Genomic DNA, 18,513 nt, shown 5'->3' on the forward strand with positions numbered 1-18,513 from the left:
TTCTTAGGAATCACCCTGGAAGGAGCACATGTATATTGTACGTGGGAGATTGTTAGACCTGGAATATAGGTGAGATGGCTGTGGGCCACGAATCTGTAGCATTAGAGGAAAGGAAGGATGAGTGCTGGGTTAACACCGGGGGTTCATTCCATACCGAACTGGGCAGTTCGCGGCGTAATACAGGGGCAACTTCCTTGGCAAAACGCTCCACTTGCTCCAGTTGCTCGCTATGCGTCAGTCCATCTACGCTGATACTCAGCACCTGATGTCCGTAAGCGGCATGATAGTCCAGAATTTTCTCAATGACCTGCTCCGGACTGCCGATTAACGCAGGACCTCGTGCAATGTTATCCTCCAGATCGGTAAAGGGCGACTGATTATGCTGTGCGGCGGCGGTGGCATGGAACGCTTCATAATATGGCTTATAGCGGCGAATGGCTTCTTCACCCGTATCCGCCAGATAGAGACTGCCGGCACCAGAGCCAATCACTGCTTGCTGCGGATCATGACCATAATAATCGAGGCGCTCCCGATAATGATCAATTAACGCTTTATATTTGGCTTGCGGGTGAAAAGAATTCGACGTGAAGAGCGGCTCGCCATATTTAGCAGCCAGTTCGGTCGAGACCGTGCTGGACGCGCTACCATGCCAGATTGGGATGGACTGCTGAAGCGGCCTGGGCCACGTGGTCACTCCCTCAAGCGGAGGGCGATACGTTCCCTTCCAGGTTACATTCTCTTCAGACCACAGCCGTCTTAGCAGATGATAGCGTTCATCGAGTGAATCCCATTGTTCCTCTTCGCTTATGCCAAACAGCGGATAGTGCCGAGGGTCATTGCCTTTCCCGATAATCATCTCCAGCCGTCCGCCCGATAATTGATCCAACGTGGCATAATCCTCGGCAACCCGGACCGGATCAAGTATACTAAGCACAGTGACGGTGGTTAGTAACCGAATGCGTGTGGTTGCTGCGGCTATTGCGGTTAATACGACAGGTGGCGAGGAAGATAGAAAAGGCGCACCGTGTCGTTCACCGATCCCATAGGCATCGAAACCCAGTCGTTCAGCCAGCTTTGCTTGCTCTAATATATTATGGAATTTCTGCTGAGTTGTCAGAGCTTCCCCGGTTACGGCATTAGGCAGATTCATCATGAGACTAAACAAGGCAAATTTCATCTGACCTTCTCCTCGAACTGAATTGATAGTATTTGTGTCGTATAATCCTATTGAAATAGTAGGATATGTAAGTTGGATTAAATGTATCACGTTCTCACGGATTCTTCTAATGGATTTTTTCTATAAGCAGGAACAGCGAGGCCTCCTTGCATAAATGTGAAGGGAATTGCCACGATTTTTATTGACCGCTGTAAAATTTAGGATTAAAATTGTGCTTATCATATAAATTCAAAATTATGGATTTTCATTGTGGAGGTGGGATACATGGAACCTACAACTACGATACGCTCATATATTGAGGACTACATCAGGAAACAGGGGTACACCCTGCAGTATTTTGCCGATATATCGGGAGTTAACGCTGGAACGCTTAGCGCAATTATTAAGGGGACTCGGCCCATCGCTATGGCGCAACTGGATCTGATTACCCAAGGCATGAAGCTGGAAGAGGGGTATTTCTACGAGATTTATGGGGCTGAATGTTTCGTGGAATCGGCACCTCATTGGAGGAGACTGGAACCTTTCCTGCAACGCTGTGCTGAATTGGACAAGCTGGAATGTATTCATAAAGTTATCCAGGAAGTGACGGATGATCGCTCGTATATCTCCGAGTTGTTTGAGATGGCCGAAGGCATGCTTGAACGTGGACAGACGAAGGCTGCACGGATGTTGTACGAATGTGTGGCGGAGTGTGAGAAATATCAACATTCGGAACGTCTGGCTCTGTGCCAGTATCGCATCTTCACCCTCTCGCTTGGTCAGAATCAACATGATAACCTGCGGGCCGCTGTGCACTTTGAACCGTATATTAATCGGTTGGATGAGGAACGACAACTGGATGCGATTAAGGATTTGGCGAATACGTATCTGGCTTTAAGGTATTGGGACAAGGTATTTGATTTGGCAGAAGAATTGGGACAAAAGACTAGTTTCCTGACTTCTTATAAAAAAAGAAAATTAGAAACACCTAGAATTACCTCATATCCTCATTTTGTATACTCGGCATATTCAAATCTATTAAAGGCTGCTGCCTGTGATGGAAAAGAAGAGTACCTTGATGCTCTCCGCTATACAGAGGCGTACTCCAATTTGATTAGAATTGAACAGCCAGATGATGAGGATCTTAAATACATTAATAAATTTAGTGGATGGGCTGAAGTAAATCGGTACTTATACAGACTTATGATGGGAGATTCCGAGGTTATAAGTCCTTATATTGCAATAGTTACAAAGAACGAGGCAGAGGTTTTGCCTGCAATGTTGAAAATAATGGAGGCAGCTAACCACCATAATATAGATGTTGATTCAGTTCTTGAAAAAATGGATTCATATGTTTCAATGTATAGCAAAACCTATGGAGATATTGGAAGTTATACTGAACAGATTACGAATGAACGTTACGTTCAATTCCTCAAAGAGGTATCAATATATCAATTTAATAGAGAAAGATACACAATGGGATTTCAACATTTGTTTGAATGTTTAGAAGTAGCACAGAGTATGAAGAGTGAATCCGTAATTATACAGTGTGTAGGACTGTTTGAAAGACATAGATTCAAAGTTTCATTAGAGTTAGAAAATAGATATAAAACTATAATCGAGGAGGTCTATCGTAACTATGAGAAAAAAGGTAGCTTTGATCGTAGTTTTGTTTAGTGTTGTTTTGTTGATCAATGTCTTTTCTCAGGGCAATATCGAAAATGTTATAATGTATAGCCCAAGCACTCATGGTGGAGCAGGATTATAGGAGATTTACACTGTTTTGAAAAGTAAGTAAGCAATATCAGATCCTGATTTAAGGATGATAATGCTTACTTACTTTTTTTTGTTGATTGACCGATGTAAAATACAGGATTAAAATAACATTTATTATATGTAATTGAATTATAAGTGATTTGGATGACGGAGGTGAGATCGTGGAATCGGTACCTACGATAAAAATACATATTGAGAAATACATGAGAGAGAACGATCTCAAGTTGCAGCATTTTTCCGATATTACTGGGATTAATGTTGGGACATTAAGTGCCATTCTTAAAGGTAGCAGACCAATGTCTATGAACCAACTGAATCAGATTACTTTTGTAGTGGGATTAGAAAAAGGTTATTTTTATAAAAGTTACGGGGTAGAATCCTTCATTGAATCTGCGCCCCACTGGAGACGTTTGGAACCATACCTATACGAGTGTGCTGAACTTAGTAAGCTGGATTGCATACAACAAGTTATTACTCATGTGACGGACGATCGATCTTATATAGAAGAGTTATTTGAAGTAGCTGAAGGCTTCTTTGCTAGAGGATTAAATGAAGCAGCTCTTATTTTATATGAGTGTGTTGCAGACAGTGAGAAATATCAACACTCAGAGCGGTTGGCCTTATGCCAGTACCGCATTTTCCTGCTTAATAAAACGCTGAATAAATTTGATAATCTCAATGCAGCCGTAAAGTTTGAACCGTATATCGATAAATTGAATGAGGAAGTACAATTAGATGCCATTAAAGATTTAGCTAATATATATGCTTCAATTAGCTTATGGGATAAGGTTCTGGAATTGGCTCAAGAACTGGAACGGAGAGTTAACTTTCAGATTAAATTTCAAAATAAAAAGCATAAAACTAAAGGTAGTAAATCCTTTTATCCTCTATTTGTTTATAATGCTTATGCTAATCTGCTACAGGCTAATGTCTCTGAAGAGCGAAAACAATATGTACAGGCATTAAGGTACATAGATATATATGAAAATATTCTGGATGAAATTAAAAGTCCAACTAAAGAAGAACAAGATTTAATAAAGCTATTAATGGGGTGGGCTAAGGGTAATCGATATTTATATACATTATTTTTAGGTGGTTTCGAAATTCTAGATGTATATTTAGATTATCTTGATGCCAATCCTAAAGAAATCCTAACAGCTTTCGTATATATCGTGAAGTGTGCTAATCAGTATTCGTACAATATTAATTACGCATTGGATAGATTCCATAATTATCTTGATAAGAACAGGCTAGTTAACTACGTACTAGGGACGAATAATTTGCATGATTTGAATTTTAGCTATACTCACTTATTCTACGAACTAGCAAAATACAATTTAAATCAAAACCAGATTCAGCAGGGGATCGAACATTTAATTACTAGTTTCGAACGTTCTGTCTCAAGTAATGATGACATGATGTGTATCAAATGTATTGACTTATATGGAAAGTATAGAAATCACGCTAGTAAGACCCAGGAAGAGCAGTATACAAAACTAATAGATAAGTTAAGTGTACCAACTTTTCGATAGTAAAACATCTGGGGAAGGACGATGAAGACAATGTCCAATATACGTTACTATATTGAAAGTCACTTGAAGAATAAGGGATATAATCTACAGCAATTTTCAGAAATCGCTGACATTAATGTGGGCACATTAAGTGCTATCATTAAGGGAACCAGACTTATTTCAATGAACCAACTAGGCCAAATCACATCAGCAATGGATTTAGAACAGGGGTACTTTTATGATATGTATGGTGTGGAGTGTTTTATTGAATCTGCACCCCATTGGAGACGCTTAGAACCGTTTATATATCGTTGTGCTGAGATTGGCAAGCTGGATATTATTCAACAAGTCATTACTCATGTGACAGATGATCAATCCTATATTGATAAGTTATTTGATGTGGCAGAGAGTCTCTATAGTAAAAGCATGAATGAAGCGGCACTAATTTTATATGAATGTGTAGCCGACAGTGAGAAATATCAACACTCGGAGCGGTTGGCCCTTTGCCAGTACCGTATTTTCCTACTTCATAAAACACTGAGTAAATTTGATAATCTCAATGCGGCGGTTAAGTTCGAACCGTATATTGATAAATTAAATGAAGAAGTGCAATTGGATGCAATTAAAGACTTGGCCAACGTGTATAATACGATACATTTGTGGGACAAGGTCGAAGCATGGGCACGGGAACTGGAACGGATTGCAGAATTTCAATTAAAAATTCAATCCCGTAGGCGAAAAAATAAAAAAAGGCTAACAGCCTATCCTCTTTTTACATATGTAGCCTATGCAAACTTATTAATATCAAGCGTTTATGATGCCCGCAAGAAGTACGATAAGGCCATAAATTATCTGAAAAAATACATGGAGATAATTGAGATAGAGAACCCTACAGAAGAGGATCAAGAAATAATAGATTTATTCAAAAAATGGGGGGAGGGTAATCGACTGTTGTACCAATTAATGCTTGGTCAAGAAAGTGTAATCGATTCTTATTTGGATTATATCGAAAACAACCCGTCAGAAATGTTAGCTGGATTGGTTAATATTTTGCAATCGGCTAATCAGTATTCCTTTAACATTGACTATGCCTTGATTCGATTCGAAAATCAGATCAAATTAATTAATACGGATATGCAAAATAAAAGTGGATATAACGATCAAATGTTTAACCGCGTGAATCAAGACTTTTATTATGAATTGGCAAGGTATCAAATGAAAAAACGTAATTATTCAATTGGAATGGATGCCTTACTTATATGTTTAGAGCTCTCATCTTCAAGTAAAGATGATCTGATGTGCATTAAATGTTTGGATCTGTATGGGGAGTATCGGAGTGAAGCCGATGAATCACAAATGAAAAAGTACAAAAATGTAATAGAAAAGTTAAGCACACCAACTTTTTGATAATGAAATATCTAAGAAGGGACGGTGAAGAAAATGTCCAATATACGTTCCTATATTGAAAATCACTTGAAAAATAAGAGATTCAAGACGATCACATGCTAGTAAAGTGTGTAGATCTATACGGAACTTATAGACAGCAAGCTAGTTTGTCTCAGCAAGAGACGTATTCACAATTATTTAAGACGATAAATATTAAATAAAACAAACAGCCTATCTGCTTTTGAGGTAGGCTGTTTTGTGTTTTGAAAAGGGATTAGACAGAGCGCAATGCCTTTTCTAAAGATTTGTTTTTACAATATTATGCAAAACATATTATGTTCTAAAAAGCACTTGTAGTCATGAGCGAAACTAATAGCAAACTCATATTAAATGTTTTTCTAGAATGTCCTAGAGGGGTACATGCCATGAGGGAACTAAGTATCTTGAAAGACCAGATCGAGCAGGGTCGGCAAGAGTTGAGTCGCTTGGTAGATCAATATGAAATCTCAAATATAAAAGTGATTGAACAGTCTATGGCACTGGATGAGCTAATTAATGAATATAATCGAGTTACTTTAGGAGTGAACGTAAAGAGGTGTAAAGTATTGTGAAGCTAACTTGAAATCATAGTCATACTAAAAATAGTGTTTGTATGGTGATCATCAATGTTTAATAACAATAGGGCTATATTATGGATTATTATTCATAAAAAGTTTATTTAAGTTTCTTTTGAAAATGATTATATGATTAATCTGAGCACGTTCTCAATTACAAAGAAAGAAAAGAGGTGATTGCAACGTTAGGATATGGATAAAATTTGATTTAAGTCGATGAAGAGAGAATTCTAGATTCAAAGATAACACAGTCATATGATCTTAGTTTCTTTATTAAGTTAGTTAGGTTATTAACGTGACTATTTTAAAACTTATGAGGAGGTTCTATCTATGAAAAAATTTGGGAAAATTCTATTAACAGCAATTATGATTTCTTCTGTATTTTCAACGGTGGCATCTGCTTCATCTGAGGGACCAGTTATAAGTATGAATACGCCTGAAATAGTGAGTAATAATGATATTTCTCAGACAAGTGCAATAGGTATTTTTGATCCTAATTTTAAAGAAAAAGCTAGTTCACAAGGACTTGATCCTGAAACAATTATTGCAGGGTATTATGTTCCTTTTGATAAGACCCGTTCCAATCTATCAAACGATCAGGTGCTTCCTTCTGCGATAGGAGATTACTATCTGAAAAACATTGACATGACCCAAATTACTGGAAATGTTATTGAGCGTGCGATTGGAAAAGGTCCAGCGCCCTTGTCCTTGTCTGTTATTGATGGTGTAGCTACTACGTTCTCTGCTGAGGTTTCTTCGAAAGCTGGATGGGGAGGCGCAGAGATTGCTGCAAAGCTAGGCACGACCTATCAGGCAACTCGTAACTTTAACAAAACATACGGACCAATCCAAATTCCTGCAAATAAAACATATACCATTTACTGCGCACCAACATACAACTACTATTCGTTTCAGATATGGAAACAAGGTTTCTTTTCTGATTCTTATATTGGTACTTATGAGTATAAAGAACCGACGGGTTTATACTTTTACTGGCAAGATACTACTGGTTGGTAACTAGACATAATTTCACAATTTTGGTAATATGGTAGCGCATACAACAGCAATACTATATTATCAAAGGAGAATTTAAATTTGAAAAGTAAAATGATTTCCTTAGTAGCCCTTATCTGTTCACTTGTATTATTTGTTATTGGATTTCAGTTTATTGCTCAAAGTACTGATTGGGGTATGGACAAAGCTATGTTGGTTCTTGCAGAATACCAAAATGTTAAGTCTGATACCTCTGATATCTTTGGTAGTTTCATAAACTCAGAGATTTGGTCGTATAAAATTGAAGGAATATTATTGATATTTTTAGGGATGTTAATGTTATATTTAGCAAATTCATTACGAAGTAAATAAGTAAAAAGTATTCGGGTCCCGAATACTTTTTTTCTTATTTACTGTACTTGCCAATAATCGCTTCAAATATTAGTAAGTTAAAAAGCCTGACAGTAGCCCTATGCCACTTTGAGCTGCGTTTTAATTTGGTCTAATGTAGCTCCGCCTTGGGTTTGGTTGTAAATATACTCAATCATGTCATGCTTTTTCTGATCCATAGCCAGCCTAACCTTCGCCGTCCGAAAATACGTTTCAATGGCCCAACGTTTGCTGTAATAGCTCAGAATTTCTTCATTACTTAGGGAAACATCCGTACTTAGAAAAGCTCTCATTTGCTTGGGATTAAACCCTTCTCCATCTTTCCAACATAGGAGCAAAGCGGCGTTCTCCACTACATTGAGCTTGCCTTCATAGCGATGGTAATCGGAGGAGCCGATGGTCACCAGATCGGTATCCGTTTTCGAGATGTAGGAAGAAAAGCTTTTGTGTGATTGCCGGATGTCTTGCGGATAGAAAATACGGTTCGTTTTAAATCACTAATGAAGTGAAATCCACGCTCCGAACTCGTTTGAAGCACTGAAGCCGATGGATACCAAGAATCCATAGGACGTAGGTTCGGCAGGAAGACATAGGGAAGGCTGAATCAGATCATAAACTAGATCGATTTTGCTTTTCCCTTGCAGATCGTAACGTTCTGTAGCAAAAGGAAACATCTGCTCACCCGAGCGGAGTAGCGTTTTGAGCAAGTACAGTTAGGTAATTACGCTTCTAATGAGAGATAAAGAAGGAAATCAATTGGAGGTTTTTTTTGAAAATAACTCGTGAATACTTCCGTCTGTTTACTAAAATGAGGATTCAATAAAGAGGAACTTATTTTATTTGAATGTGTGGCAGACAGGATGTGCTTAAAGATTAAGCGAACCTTTATGCAACAACCATCTTTATACCCCTTCCCTTCTACTCAAAAATGAGCGACAATAATTACCAGTAAAGAGTTAACTTCTGCAACAAACTGTGCTAAACTGGAGATAATAAAAAAAGAGCAAGGATGCGCGAACATCCCTACTCTTTACAACAGCCGCTTCTAAGGGCGGTGGCTGTGCATAGGTAGCTGAAATAGACCATTACCTTAGCTGGGGCGGTCTATTTCTTTTTGTTTTGATTATTTAAGGCAATGACAATAGTTACAATCAGTCCAATCAAGGTTACAATGAACCCCGCAAAACTGATCATTAATGTCAATACCGTTTCAATCGCCACAGGCATCACCTCCTTTGCAGGAGACTAGCCGACCACCCATATTAGCCATTCTGTTGATAGGAATATTATACCATACATACTATTATAGTGGATACCGTTGCAGCGATCAGAACACATCTGATTTATATGTCTAGTGATTGCAATCGACAACAGTGGGTTTACACCATCAGTATAAGTATAATTTCAGAATTAGTGGGCCTGATAGACCATACTTTTCTTGATTCAATGTACCAACTGCGGGGGTTATTAGTTCCTTTAACCGTGAAGGCCAAGGATCTGTTTCGTTTTTTTCTCTACTCTGACCACTCAAACCAGATTGTGGTGAACAATGAACCCTATGTAGATGAAGAGATGAGTCCGGCTGAGATCAGTAATCTTTAAGCGGATCATATGAGGCGTTTATTTCAAACGGGAGATGGCATCAATCCTGACTTAGCTTTTTTGAGGCAGGTAAAGTAGGGAGATATAAATTAATTTTTGTTTTATGAAAACCACCTTTGCAAACAATCAATTAGTTCTGCAAAGGAATAAAATATGAATTTTTTGGCAATGTATCCTAAAATGTTATACAAAGAGGGGGTGCATGCTATGAGTGAACCGAAGCAGATCAAAGATAAAATCGAACGAAATAGGCATGAGTTAAGTCGTTTGGCGGAGAATCATGGCATGCAGGACAACAAAGTCCTCCGACAGTCCATGGTACTGGACGAGCTTATTAATGAATATAATCGATTCAAATATAAAAGCCATCTCAGGAACAGACAACCGATTGCATAATGCAGTCGGTTTTTTGGTCTAATTAGTGTTCTATAGAAATAGCGTAGTCGACTGTAGCGATACAGTCGGCTTTTTGGCGTTCACCCTGAAACCTATGCGGATAACTTGAAATTCCGTACCAATTCCAGGATTGGCAGGATAGCGAATGATCATTAAAACTGGATATGATGACCCCAGTTATATCCAGATTGATCTGTGAAGGGGGCTCATACAATGATCGGGAGAGGGAGGGATGAACGGAAATGATGGACAAGGTACGCATTTTTTTCGGAAAAAATGTAAACCTGCGCACCAAGTTGCTCCTGTTGTTCCTGGCGCTGACGTTGCTGCCGCTAAGTTTGCAGGGATTGATGAACTACAAGCATTTCTCGCAGACGATGGATCGCAAGACCGAGCAATTCACCATTGATATGGTTCGCCAGATTAACGCCAATCTGAATCGGCTGCTGAAGGACTTTGAGCGGTTGTCGCTCTTGCCGCTTTACGATCAGATGGTGCTTGGCATTCTGGGCAAATACAACGCTTCAATGGGGTCGGGAACATGGGCGAGGTCTGAGGATTATTTGAAAATGAAGCTTTACACATCGGGTCAAGCTTATGACCGGCCCGAGATTCGGGGAATTCATCTGATCAGCAACAGCGGTATTTTGTTCTCCAATCTCGATTCACTGGCGGTCAAGCCGGTATGGGACAGTAGGCAGGATGATTGGTTTGCAGAGCTTGAAGACTCGGAAGGGACATGGCGTCTGCTTCCTCCGCATCAACCCGGCTATTACACGGGCGGTCAGCAAGAATCGTATATATCGGTGGGCAGAGTGCTTCGAGATCCGGGCACGCTCCAGCGATTGGGTTACATTCTGATTGATATCCGTCTGGAGGCCTTCGGTCAACTGTTATCCAATCTGAATTATGAGCAAGATGCAAGCCTGATGATTGTAGACAGCAAGCAGCGTCTGCTGTTCGAACGGACCTCAATCGGAGGGATGTCTGCGTACGACCAGTTGCTAATGCAGGGACAGCTTCAAAGCTATGCAGGAAACCAAAAAGTTATTCTGGATGGGCAGCCCTATCTCTATGTACAACACCATTCCAGCTATTCCGGGCTTTCGGTGATCAGTCTTACACCTATTGCTGTGATTCAAAAGGAGTCGGGTGAGATGCTCACCTTCACAATATGGTTCGCTGTGTTATGTATGGTGGGTATAGCGATTCTGGCGGTTCTGTTATCTTATCGTATCACCCGGCCGCTGATTCGACTGAAGCACCACATGATTCGGGTGGAGCAGGGAGATTTTAGCCAGCGTGTATCACACTTCAGCAGTGATGAATTCGGACAGATTAGCCGGGGCTTTAACCGAATGATGGAAGAGATTCATCGACTGTTCAATGAGGTGTTTCTGTTGGGCATTCAAGAGCGGGAGGCAGAGTTGTCAGCGTTGCAAAGCCAGATGAATCCCCATTTTATATACAACACGCTGGAGTCCATTAACATGATGGCCATTCGCCAGAAGCATGCTGAGGTATCGGACATGGTGACGGCGCTTGGCAAGCTGTTGCGTTATACGATTGATAAGGTGGACCGGATGGTTCCACTTGGAGAAGAACTTGCTTTTGTAGAATCCTATGTACGCATTCAGCAGGTACGTTACGACGGCAAGTTAGAGATTATCTATGACATCGAAGAAGCAATAACGGAGTATTTGATTCCCAAGCTGGTACTGCAACCGCTGGTGGAGAATGCAGTCTACCATGGCATTGAAGGACAGGAAAATGGAAGAGTAATCTGGGTATCTGCCTTGAAATTCGACCATGAGCTGCTGATTAGTGTACGAGACAACGGTAAGGGTATGGCTCAGACAAAGATTGACGAGTTAAATGAGTCTATATCAAAACAGCCTTCCAATGAGGCATTACGTTGCCATGCCGGGGACAGTCTGGGGCTTAACAATATCGCTCAGAGGCTTCGCCTCATGTATGGAGAAGGCGGCAGCCTAAGCATTGATGGAAGTCCCGGGCAGGGACTGGTGGTCACGATATCCATTCAACTTCTACCGAAAGGGGATTGAAGCGCATGTATAAAGTATTGCTTGTAGAGGATGAGACGGTCATCCGTCAGGGACTGAGGGAGCTGATCGTACAAGTGTCTTCTCAGTTTCAGGTAACGGGCGAAGCGTCGAACGGTACCGAGGCACTGGATTTTCTGAGATGTGAGGTGCCGGACGTGTTAATCACGGATATCCGCATGCGTGAAATGGACGGATTAACTTTGGTAAGCAAAGCAAGAGACATGTACCCTGAATTGCTAATGCTCATCATTAGCGGCTACGGCGAGTTTGAATATGCACGCAGAGCGATGGAGTTTGGAGTGTTGAACTACCTGTTGAAGCCCATCGATCGTTATGAACTGGCATTATGCATACAAAAGATTCAATTGCTGCTGGATCGCAGATACGGTATTACAACTCTTTCTATCCCTGAGCCATCTGGCAAAACAGAACACGCTGGTGGAGATACACGGAAGATTATCCGAGATGTGAAGGAGCACATCAAGCAACATCCCGATGGAGATCTGCGACTTCAGACGATAGCAGATCTTGTTAACTTGAACCCTACTTATTTAAGCCAGTTGTTCAAGAATGAAATAGGCATCAATTATTCCGAATACATCACTGAGGCACGTATGGAGCGGGCCAAGTGGTTGCTGATCAACACGGGTCTCAAAATCTATGATGTGGCACGGTTATCCGGGCATCAGAGCCCCAAACACTTCATGTTGGTGTTCAAGCAGCAGGTGGGATGGACCGCAGGAGAATATCGAGACCGATTCAGTATCTCTTGAAAAACCATACCATTTCTGTAGTTGACGTGATTTAAGGGGGAACGATGCTTTCGTTATACTTTGGTTGCACATGTATACCACGACGTCCATAAGGGGGATTTACATGAAAAAAGCAGGACTGATACTGGTGTTTGTACTCATGATGATGGCTTCAATCGCGTGCGCAAGCTCCAATTCTAACAGTGAATCTGGCAGTGCAAGCGGAGAGAATGGAGAGGTCGAGCTGAAGTTCATGATGTGGGGCAATCAGGCGCATATGGATGTGTACAACAAGTTGATTGATGACTTCACAAAGGAAAATCCAGGCATCAAAGTAACGATGGAATCCGTACCTTTCGCAGAATACCAGCAAAAAATTTCGGTGCTTGCCGCCGGAGGCTCTCTTCCCGATCTCGCCTGGGTATCGGAGCGAATGGTGCCACAATTCAAGTCCAACCACATTCTGGCCGATGTATCCGAGTTCAAGGAAGATGCACAGTTTAAGCTGGATGATTATATTCCAAGTACATTGGATTTGTTCCGTGATGGCGATCAACTGCTAGGGCTACCTTTCTCTACACCTCCGGTGGTCATGTTTTACAATAAAACGCTGTTTGACCAAGCCGGTCTGACTGATCCAAACAGACTTGCCACCCAAGGAAAATGGACATGGGAACAGTTCGAAGAGTCCGCCAAAGCCATTACCAGTAAGGATGCGACCAACCGAATCTATGGTGCCAACTTTTTTCGCGACTGGAAGACCTGGGCGGTGCTTTCCTCCTACTCCTGGTCCAATGGAAGCGGTCCATTCGACGAAGGCATGACAACGTTCACCTGGAACGATGCCTATGGCGTACAGACCTTTGAATTGCTGGAACGCATGATGTTCACCGATGAATCACACCCGAAGGCGGGCGAACAGGTCAGCTTTGATGCGGGCAATGTGGGCATGTTCTTTGATAATTACAGCTATGTTTCCAAAGCAAGAGAAATTACGGATTTTGAATGGAGCATCGCTCCTATGCCTTCCGGTTCTCAAGGCAGTGTGCCGATGCTGGGGCAGGCCGGATATGCCATGTTCAACGACAGTAAACATCCAGAGGAAACGAAGAAACTGTTGAAGTATTTTGCCAGTGAGCAGGGGATTCAGGCGACAGCCACCTACTTTGTGCCTCCGCGTACCTCTGTTCTGAACTCAGATGCATTCATTCTTCAGCCGAATAACCCGAGCAAAGAGCATATCGTGCAGGCGGTCATTGATGAAATGCCCAAAGCGCGCTTAATCCCCGGTCATATCCGTTGGCAGGATATCGACAATGCGGTATTGCAGGGATTTGACCGACTATTTGCAAAGACAGTGACAGCTGAGGATAACCTGAAACAAATGCAGGAAGAGATCCAAAGCGTGTTGCAACCCTAAGTCATTTGATCGAAACCGGAGGTGAGAACAATGGGCAATTTCAAAGAATTACTTGAACGGAAACCGCTGTCGCTGGTGGTCAGCCTGCCTGAGAATGATATTGCTTTGGCACGGGCAGCTATGGAAGAGGGCGCTGATGCACTGAAGGTACATTATAATGTCGGTCATCGCGCCAGCGGGAATCATTTTGGTCCATTGGACATGTACGCCGAGGTGTTTCGGGCGATCCGCAGTGAGTTTGGTGGTCCGGTAGGGGTCGTACCTTCTGGCAGTATTGATGGAGCAAGGCGAGAGGATGTGGAGAGGCTTTCCGGGCTGGGTTTTGACTTCTATTCCATCTATGCACATCACTTGCCTTCCTTCATGTTGAATGACTTGGGGCTGGACCCAACGTTTGCGATCAATGAGGAATATGATGCTTCCCTCGTAACATCGGCAGCTCACTTCGGCTTCACCGCTCTGGAGGCATCCATTGTACCTGGAAAAGAATATGGTACACCGCTAAGCTTCGCGGATGTACTCAAGTATCGCCGTCTGGTCTTGCAAGCCCAGGTACCGGTATTGGTTCCTTCCCAACGAAAGCTGGTATCGGAGGATGTTCGGGTGCTGCGCGATACCGGGGTAAAGGCGATTATGCTTGGAGCGGTCGTGACTGGCAACACGGAGGAACAGCTGCGAAGGGCTGTGAACGGGTTCCGCAATGCGGTGGACAGTCTGAACCGTTCGGACTATATAAGTTGAACTAAAGAATATTTACACTTGCCACTCCGATGCCAGAACAACCTTCCGATCGCTGTTATCCCCAGATTTTTTTTGAATCCCATATATAAAGGGGAAATCCGAGGATAAAGGCGACCACTTCGCTTCTTCAGGTTTTTTCTGTCCTCTACGTTCTTGTGTAAATGTATAGTTCACCTTATATAGAATCGTCGCAGAGTTCTGCTTCGGAGGAAATTGGATTAAAAGGGGGAGGCCTGATTTGTGAACCATTCACACAAGCGCAAAAGAGGGGGACCGCTCGCCAGAGAGGCCCAGATCGCGGGTTGGCTGTTTGTATCGCCGATGGTGCTTGGGTTTACCCTGCTGCTGTTGTTTCCCATGGGTCTCGCGTTATACATGAGCCTGACCGATTGGCCGCTGCTGGGGGATCATCATTTTATTGGATTGGATAATTACCGGAATATTATTACAGACGCCATGTTCTGGAAAGTGCTTGCCAATACGGTTTATTTCACAGCGGGGCTGGTGCCGCTTAATATTGTGCTCGCCCTACTGCTCGCGTTGCTGCTATCCAGAAATCTGCGGGGCATCGGAATTTTCCGAACCGCCATCTTTGTTCCGGTCATGACCTCATTGATCGTATGGGCCATCGTGTGGAAGCTGATGTATGCGACAGAGTCGGGACTGATTAATCAGCTTCTGTTGATGGCCGGCATCAAGGGTCCGGCCTGGCTTTACAATCCGGATTTGGCAATGCCAGCGGTTATCGTGACAAGTGTGCTGAAAAATGTAGGTCTGAATATGGTGCTGTTCATTGCAGCTATTCAGCAGGTACCGCGTTCACTGTACGAAGCAGCAACATTAGACGGGGCGGGCAAGAGGGGAACCTTCTTTCACGTCACGCTGCCCATGATCACGCCAACCGTGTTTTTGACCGTAGTCATGACTGTGATTGGTTCACTCAAAGTATTCGGGCAGATCTATGTGATGACACAGGGCGGGCCGAGCAACAGCACCAAGGTATTGGTTTATTATATCTGGGAAAAAGCATTCAAATTATTTCAGTTTGGTTATGCTTCTGCTCTCGCATATGTACTGTTCATTATCGTGCTAATTCTGACGCTGCTGCAATGGCAGCTCCGAAAGAGGTGGGTATTCAATGAAGGCGATGCCTAGTCCTTCGGGGCGGAAGATAGGAAGTACTCTGGGGACGTATTTGTTGCTGACTCTGATTTCCCTCATTATGATTGTGCCATTTATCTGGATGATATCGACATCATTCAAGGAACCCCAGAGCATATTCACCTATCCACCGCAGTGGATACCGGAACCATTCCGATTTCAGAACTATATCGATGTCTTTCGATTGATTCCGTTTCACCGTTTTTATTGGAACAGTATCTACATTTCTGCGTTGGTTGTGCTAGGAACAGTATTTTTTGCTTCCCTCGCCGGTTACGCATTCGCCAAAATTCCGTTTAAAGGACGTAATGTGGTATTTCTCATCCTGCTGAGTGCGATGATGATTCCCCATGAGGTGACGGCGATTCCGATGTTTCTGTTCATGCGGCAGCTGGGGTGGATTGATACCCATCTTCCGCTGATATTATTGCCGATCTTTGGCGCGGGTGGTGTGTTTGGCATCTTTGTGATGCGGCAGTTCTTCATTACGGTGCCAACGGAGCTGGAGGAAGCGGCGATGATTGATGGTTGCAACCGATTCCGGATATATGCGCGAATTATGCTGCCCATTGCCAAGCCGGGTATGGCTACGCTGACGATCTTTACGTTTGTGACGATCTGGAATGAGTTTTTTGATCCGTTGATCTTTATTAACTCGCGTGATCTAATGACGCTGCCGCTTGGATTATCCCTGTTTACAGATGAAGTGGGTACAGCCTGGCAATATCTGATGAGCGCCACCGTCATGGCAACCTTGCCACTGTTAATTGTTTTTTTCCTGGCACAGCGGCGCTTCATTGAGGGGGTTGCCATGACGGGACTGAAAGAGTAAGCCGTGTAATACGTGCAATAGAACGGAAGGAGGGACAACATTTGCGTGAACGGATGAGCATGAAAAAGGAAGAAGCAGATGTCGTTATTGTGGGAGGGGGCCCTGCGGGTGTAGCGGCAGCCATTGCGGCTGGGCGACGGGGTATACGAACAGTGCTGGTGGAGCGATATGGATTCGTGGGCGGGATGTCAACCGCCGCTATGGTCTATCCCTGGATGACTTTCCATACGGAGCGTGGTGAGCAGGTTATTAAAGGTATTGCGCAGGAGATTGTGGATCGTTTGCAGGCACGTGGCGGCTCTCCGGGGCATCTGCGCGATACGGTTGGATTTGTTCATACCGTCACGCCGTACCATCCAGCCATCTTTCAGGTGGTTGCGGCAGAGATGTTGCAGGAGGCTGGTGTTCGGCTGTTATTGCACAGCTTTGTGGACGAGGTGGTCGTTGTAGAGGATCGGGTGGAAGCGGTGAGAGTGACCAACAAATCTGGAAGAATGGAATTCCAGGCGAATGTATTTGTGGATGCAAGCGGTGATGCGGATCTGGCTTATCTTGCGGGTGCTTCTGTGGCAAAGGGAAGAGACGGAGACCACCAGTCACAGCCGATGACCATGAAATTCCGCATGCGTGGTGTGGATCTTGGACGAGTGAAACAATACATGCTGGAGCACCCGGAGGATTTCTATGTGAAAACTCCTTTTGCTGAACTGGACAGCATTCCGTTAACCGGGGTGAGTGGTTTCTATTCCCAGTGGAAAAAAGCAGGTGTGCCGATTAATCGCGACCAGGTGTTGTTTTTTACCGGACCGGCAGAGGATGAAGTGCTGATTAATTGTACCCGGGTGCAGGGACTTGATGCGACAGATGCCGAGGATCTGACCTCTGCGGAACAGGAAGGCCGGAAGCAGGTGCTGATGATTGCTGAGTTTTTGCAACGTGATGTGCCTGGATTCGAACGGGCTTCGATCTCGGCAGTAGCGCCGCAGATTGGTATTCGTGAATCGAGACGGATCATTGGACATTACGCGTTGGCCAAGGCTGATGTGGTTGCAGGACGAAAGTTCGACGATGTGATCGCTAGAAGCGGTTACCCGATTGATATTCATGACCCTTCGGGTCAAGGCGTTGTGGCTGCCTTTATAGAAGGAGATGGGGCGTACGATATTCCGTATCGCTGTCTGATCTCTCGCAATATCCGCAATCTGCTGGCGGCAGGACGCTGCATCTCCACCACACATGAGGCGCATGCAACGACAAGGTTGACTCCAAGCTGTATGGCTACCGGGGAGGCCGCGGGAACAGCGGCTGCACTAACAGTGAAGATGAAGCTTGATCCGGTTGATCTGCCGATCGAGCTGTTACAGGCGGAATTACGTCGCAACGGAGCAGCGATCTAGCGGATGAGCTGATTGTGGACGAATTGGGCGAATCGGGTGAATCATTAATAGTGGGAGTGGGTGTTTATTTAATTCGCGGTGGGTGGCGTAAGTTTTAACGAACCTGAGGCGTCTAATTCGGGAATATAAGCTGAAATGAAAAATGTAACGAATCTCAGTGAAGCTATTTTACTCAAAACTCTGCAATAGGGGGTAAAAGTGGGGTGAATCGGAAGAATAGAGCGTCTACGATTCGTTAGATTAGAAACTATCCCCAAAATAGCTAAATAAGCTTCCCTCAGTTCGTTAGAAATTGGTGGGAAGCTTGTGAATTGATGAGC

18 protein-coding genes are annotated in these 18,513 nt (G+C 43.4%); 14 read left to right on the forward strand and 4 right to left on the reverse strand.

The genetic code is table 11. The annotated features are described in order from the left end of the window. Nucleotides 1-52 precede the first annotated feature (52 nt). Nucleotides 53-1,177 carry an LLM class flavin-dependent oxidoreductase gene (locus MKY01_RS02075; RefSeq protein WP_339285175.1) on the reverse strand — a complete coding sequence of 375 codons (1,125 nt, stop codon included), beginning with the start codon at nt 1,175-1,177 and terminating at the stop codon, nt 53-55. A 264-nt stretch (nt 1,178-1,441) separates the two neighbouring features. Between MKY01_RS02075 and MKY01_RS02080 the strand changes: the two genes are divergently transcribed. The 6 genes from MKY01_RS02080 (at nt 1,442) to MKY01_RS02105 (ending at nt 7,808) form a co-directional block, all read left to right on the forward strand. Further along, the gene (locus tag MKY01_RS02080; RefSeq protein WP_036616604.1) at nt 1,442-2,833 is read left to right on the forward strand and encodes a helix-turn-helix transcriptional regulator; all 1,392 of its coding nucleotides are present in this window, start codon (nt 1,442-1,444) and stop codon (nt 2,831-2,833) included. A gap of 260 nt (nt 2,834-3,093) precedes the next feature. Then, the gene (locus tag MKY01_RS02085; protein ID WP_282319615.1) at nt 3,094-4,464 is read left to right on the forward strand and encodes a hypothetical protein; all 1,371 of its coding nucleotides are present in this window, start codon (nt 3,094-3,096) and stop codon (nt 4,462-4,464) included. 30 nt (nt 4,465-4,494) lie between these two features. Next, entirely contained in the window at nt 4,495-5,850 is a 1,356-nt protein-coding gene (locus MKY01_RS02090) for a transcriptional regulator (protein ID WP_152682945.1), read from the forward strand. Nucleotides 5,851-6,254: 404 nt separating this feature from the next. After that, on the forward strand, nt 6,255-6,440 hold the full coding sequence (locus MKY01_RS02095) for an aspartyl-phosphate phosphatase Spo0E family protein (RefSeq protein WP_282319613.1): 186 nt from the start codon (nt 6,255-6,257) through the stop codon (nt 6,438-6,440). A gap of 333 nt (nt 6,441-6,773) precedes the next feature. After that, a complete protein-coding gene (locus tag MKY01_RS02100; protein WP_339285177.1) occupies nt 6,774-7,460 on the forward strand; it encodes a hypothetical protein in 687 nt (228 codons plus the stop codon). 78 nt (nt 7,461-7,538) lie between these two features. Next, a complete protein-coding gene (locus MKY01_RS02105) occupies nt 7,539-7,808 on the forward strand; it encodes a hypothetical protein (RefSeq protein WP_100527819.1) in 270 nt (89 codons plus the stop codon). Between the two features lie 98 nt (nt 7,809-7,906). Here MKY01_RS02105 and MKY01_RS02110 read toward each other — a convergent pair whose 3' ends face one another. The 3 genes from MKY01_RS02110 to MKY01_RS02120 form a co-directional block, all read right to left on the reverse strand. After that, on the reverse strand, nt 7,907-8,230 hold the full coding sequence (locus tag MKY01_RS02110) for a hypothetical protein (RefSeq protein ID WP_282319610.1): 324 nt from the start codon (nt 8,228-8,230) through the stop codon (nt 7,907-7,909). A 93-nt stretch (nt 8,231-8,323) separates the two neighbouring features. Next, nucleotides 8,324-8,500 (reverse strand): hypothetical protein, encoded by a 177-nt coding sequence (locus MKY01_RS02115; protein ID WP_339285178.1) that lies wholly within the window; start codon nt 8,498-8,500, stop codon nt 8,324-8,326. 430 nt (nt 8,501-8,930) lie between these two features. Then, nucleotides 8,931-9,047, reverse strand: coding sequence for a putative holin-like toxin (locus tag MKY01_RS02120; protein ID WP_222592206.1), 117 nt, complete (start codon nt 9,045-9,047; stop codon nt 8,931-8,933). Nucleotides 9,048-9,635: 588 nt separating this feature from the next. On the opposite strand from MKY01_RS02120, the gene MKY01_RS02125 reads away from it, so the two are divergent. From MKY01_RS02125 to MKY01_RS02160, 8 genes are all read left to right on the forward strand, one after another. Beyond that, nucleotides 9,636-9,824 carry an aspartyl-phosphate phosphatase Spo0E family protein gene (locus tag MKY01_RS02125; protein WP_282319606.1) on the forward strand — a complete coding sequence of 63 codons (189 nt, stop codon included), beginning with the start codon at nt 9,636-9,638 and terminating at the stop codon, nt 9,822-9,824. A gap of 242 nt (nt 9,825-10,066) precedes the next feature. Beyond that, nucleotides 10,067-11,890 carry a sensor histidine kinase gene (locus MKY01_RS02130; RefSeq protein ID WP_339285181.1) on the forward strand — a complete coding sequence of 608 codons (1,824 nt, stop codon included), beginning with the start codon at nt 10,067-10,069 and terminating at the stop codon, nt 11,888-11,890. Nucleotides 11,891-11,895: 5 nt separating this feature from the next. Continuing rightward, a complete protein-coding gene (locus MKY01_RS02135) occupies nt 11,896-12,663 on the forward strand; it encodes a response regulator (RefSeq protein ID WP_339285183.1) in 768 nt (255 codons plus the stop codon). A gap of 103 nt (nt 12,664-12,766) precedes the next feature. Next, entirely contained in the window at nt 12,767-14,062 is a 1,296-nt protein-coding gene (locus MKY01_RS02140; protein WP_339285184.1) for a sugar ABC transporter substrate-binding protein, read from the forward strand. 30 nt (nt 14,063-14,092) lie between these two features. Continuing rightward, complete coding sequence (locus tag MKY01_RS02145) at nt 14,093-14,803, forward strand: hypothetical protein (protein WP_339285186.1); 711 nt, start codon at nt 14,093-14,095, stop codon at nt 14,801-14,803. A 240-nt stretch (nt 14,804-15,043) separates the two neighbouring features. Then, nucleotides 15,044-15,958 carry a sugar ABC transporter permease gene (locus tag MKY01_RS02150; protein WP_339285188.1) on the forward strand — a complete coding sequence of 305 codons (915 nt, stop codon included), beginning with the start codon at nt 15,044-15,046 and terminating at the stop codon, nt 15,956-15,958. Further along, on the forward strand, nt 15,942-16,796 hold the full coding sequence (locus MKY01_RS02155) for a carbohydrate ABC transporter permease (protein WP_017691040.1): 855 nt from the start codon (nt 15,942-15,944) through the stop codon (nt 16,794-16,796). Before MKY01_RS02150 ends, MKY01_RS02155 begins: the two co-directional genes overlap by 17 nt. A 59-nt stretch (nt 16,797-16,855) precedes the next feature. Then, nucleotides 16,856-18,193 carry an FAD-dependent oxidoreductase gene (locus MKY01_RS02160; RefSeq protein WP_339287065.1) on the forward strand — a complete coding sequence of 446 codons (1,338 nt, stop codon included), beginning with the start codon at nt 16,856-16,858 and terminating at the stop codon, nt 18,191-18,193. The last annotated feature ends 320 nt before the right edge of the window (nt 18,194-18,513 follow it).

Origin of the sequence: Paenibacillus sp. FSL R5-0486, from assembly GCF_037975155.1 — a bacterium.
Classification (GTDB): Bacteria; Bacillota; Bacilli; order Paenibacillales; family Paenibacillaceae; genus Paenibacillus; species Paenibacillus amylolyticus.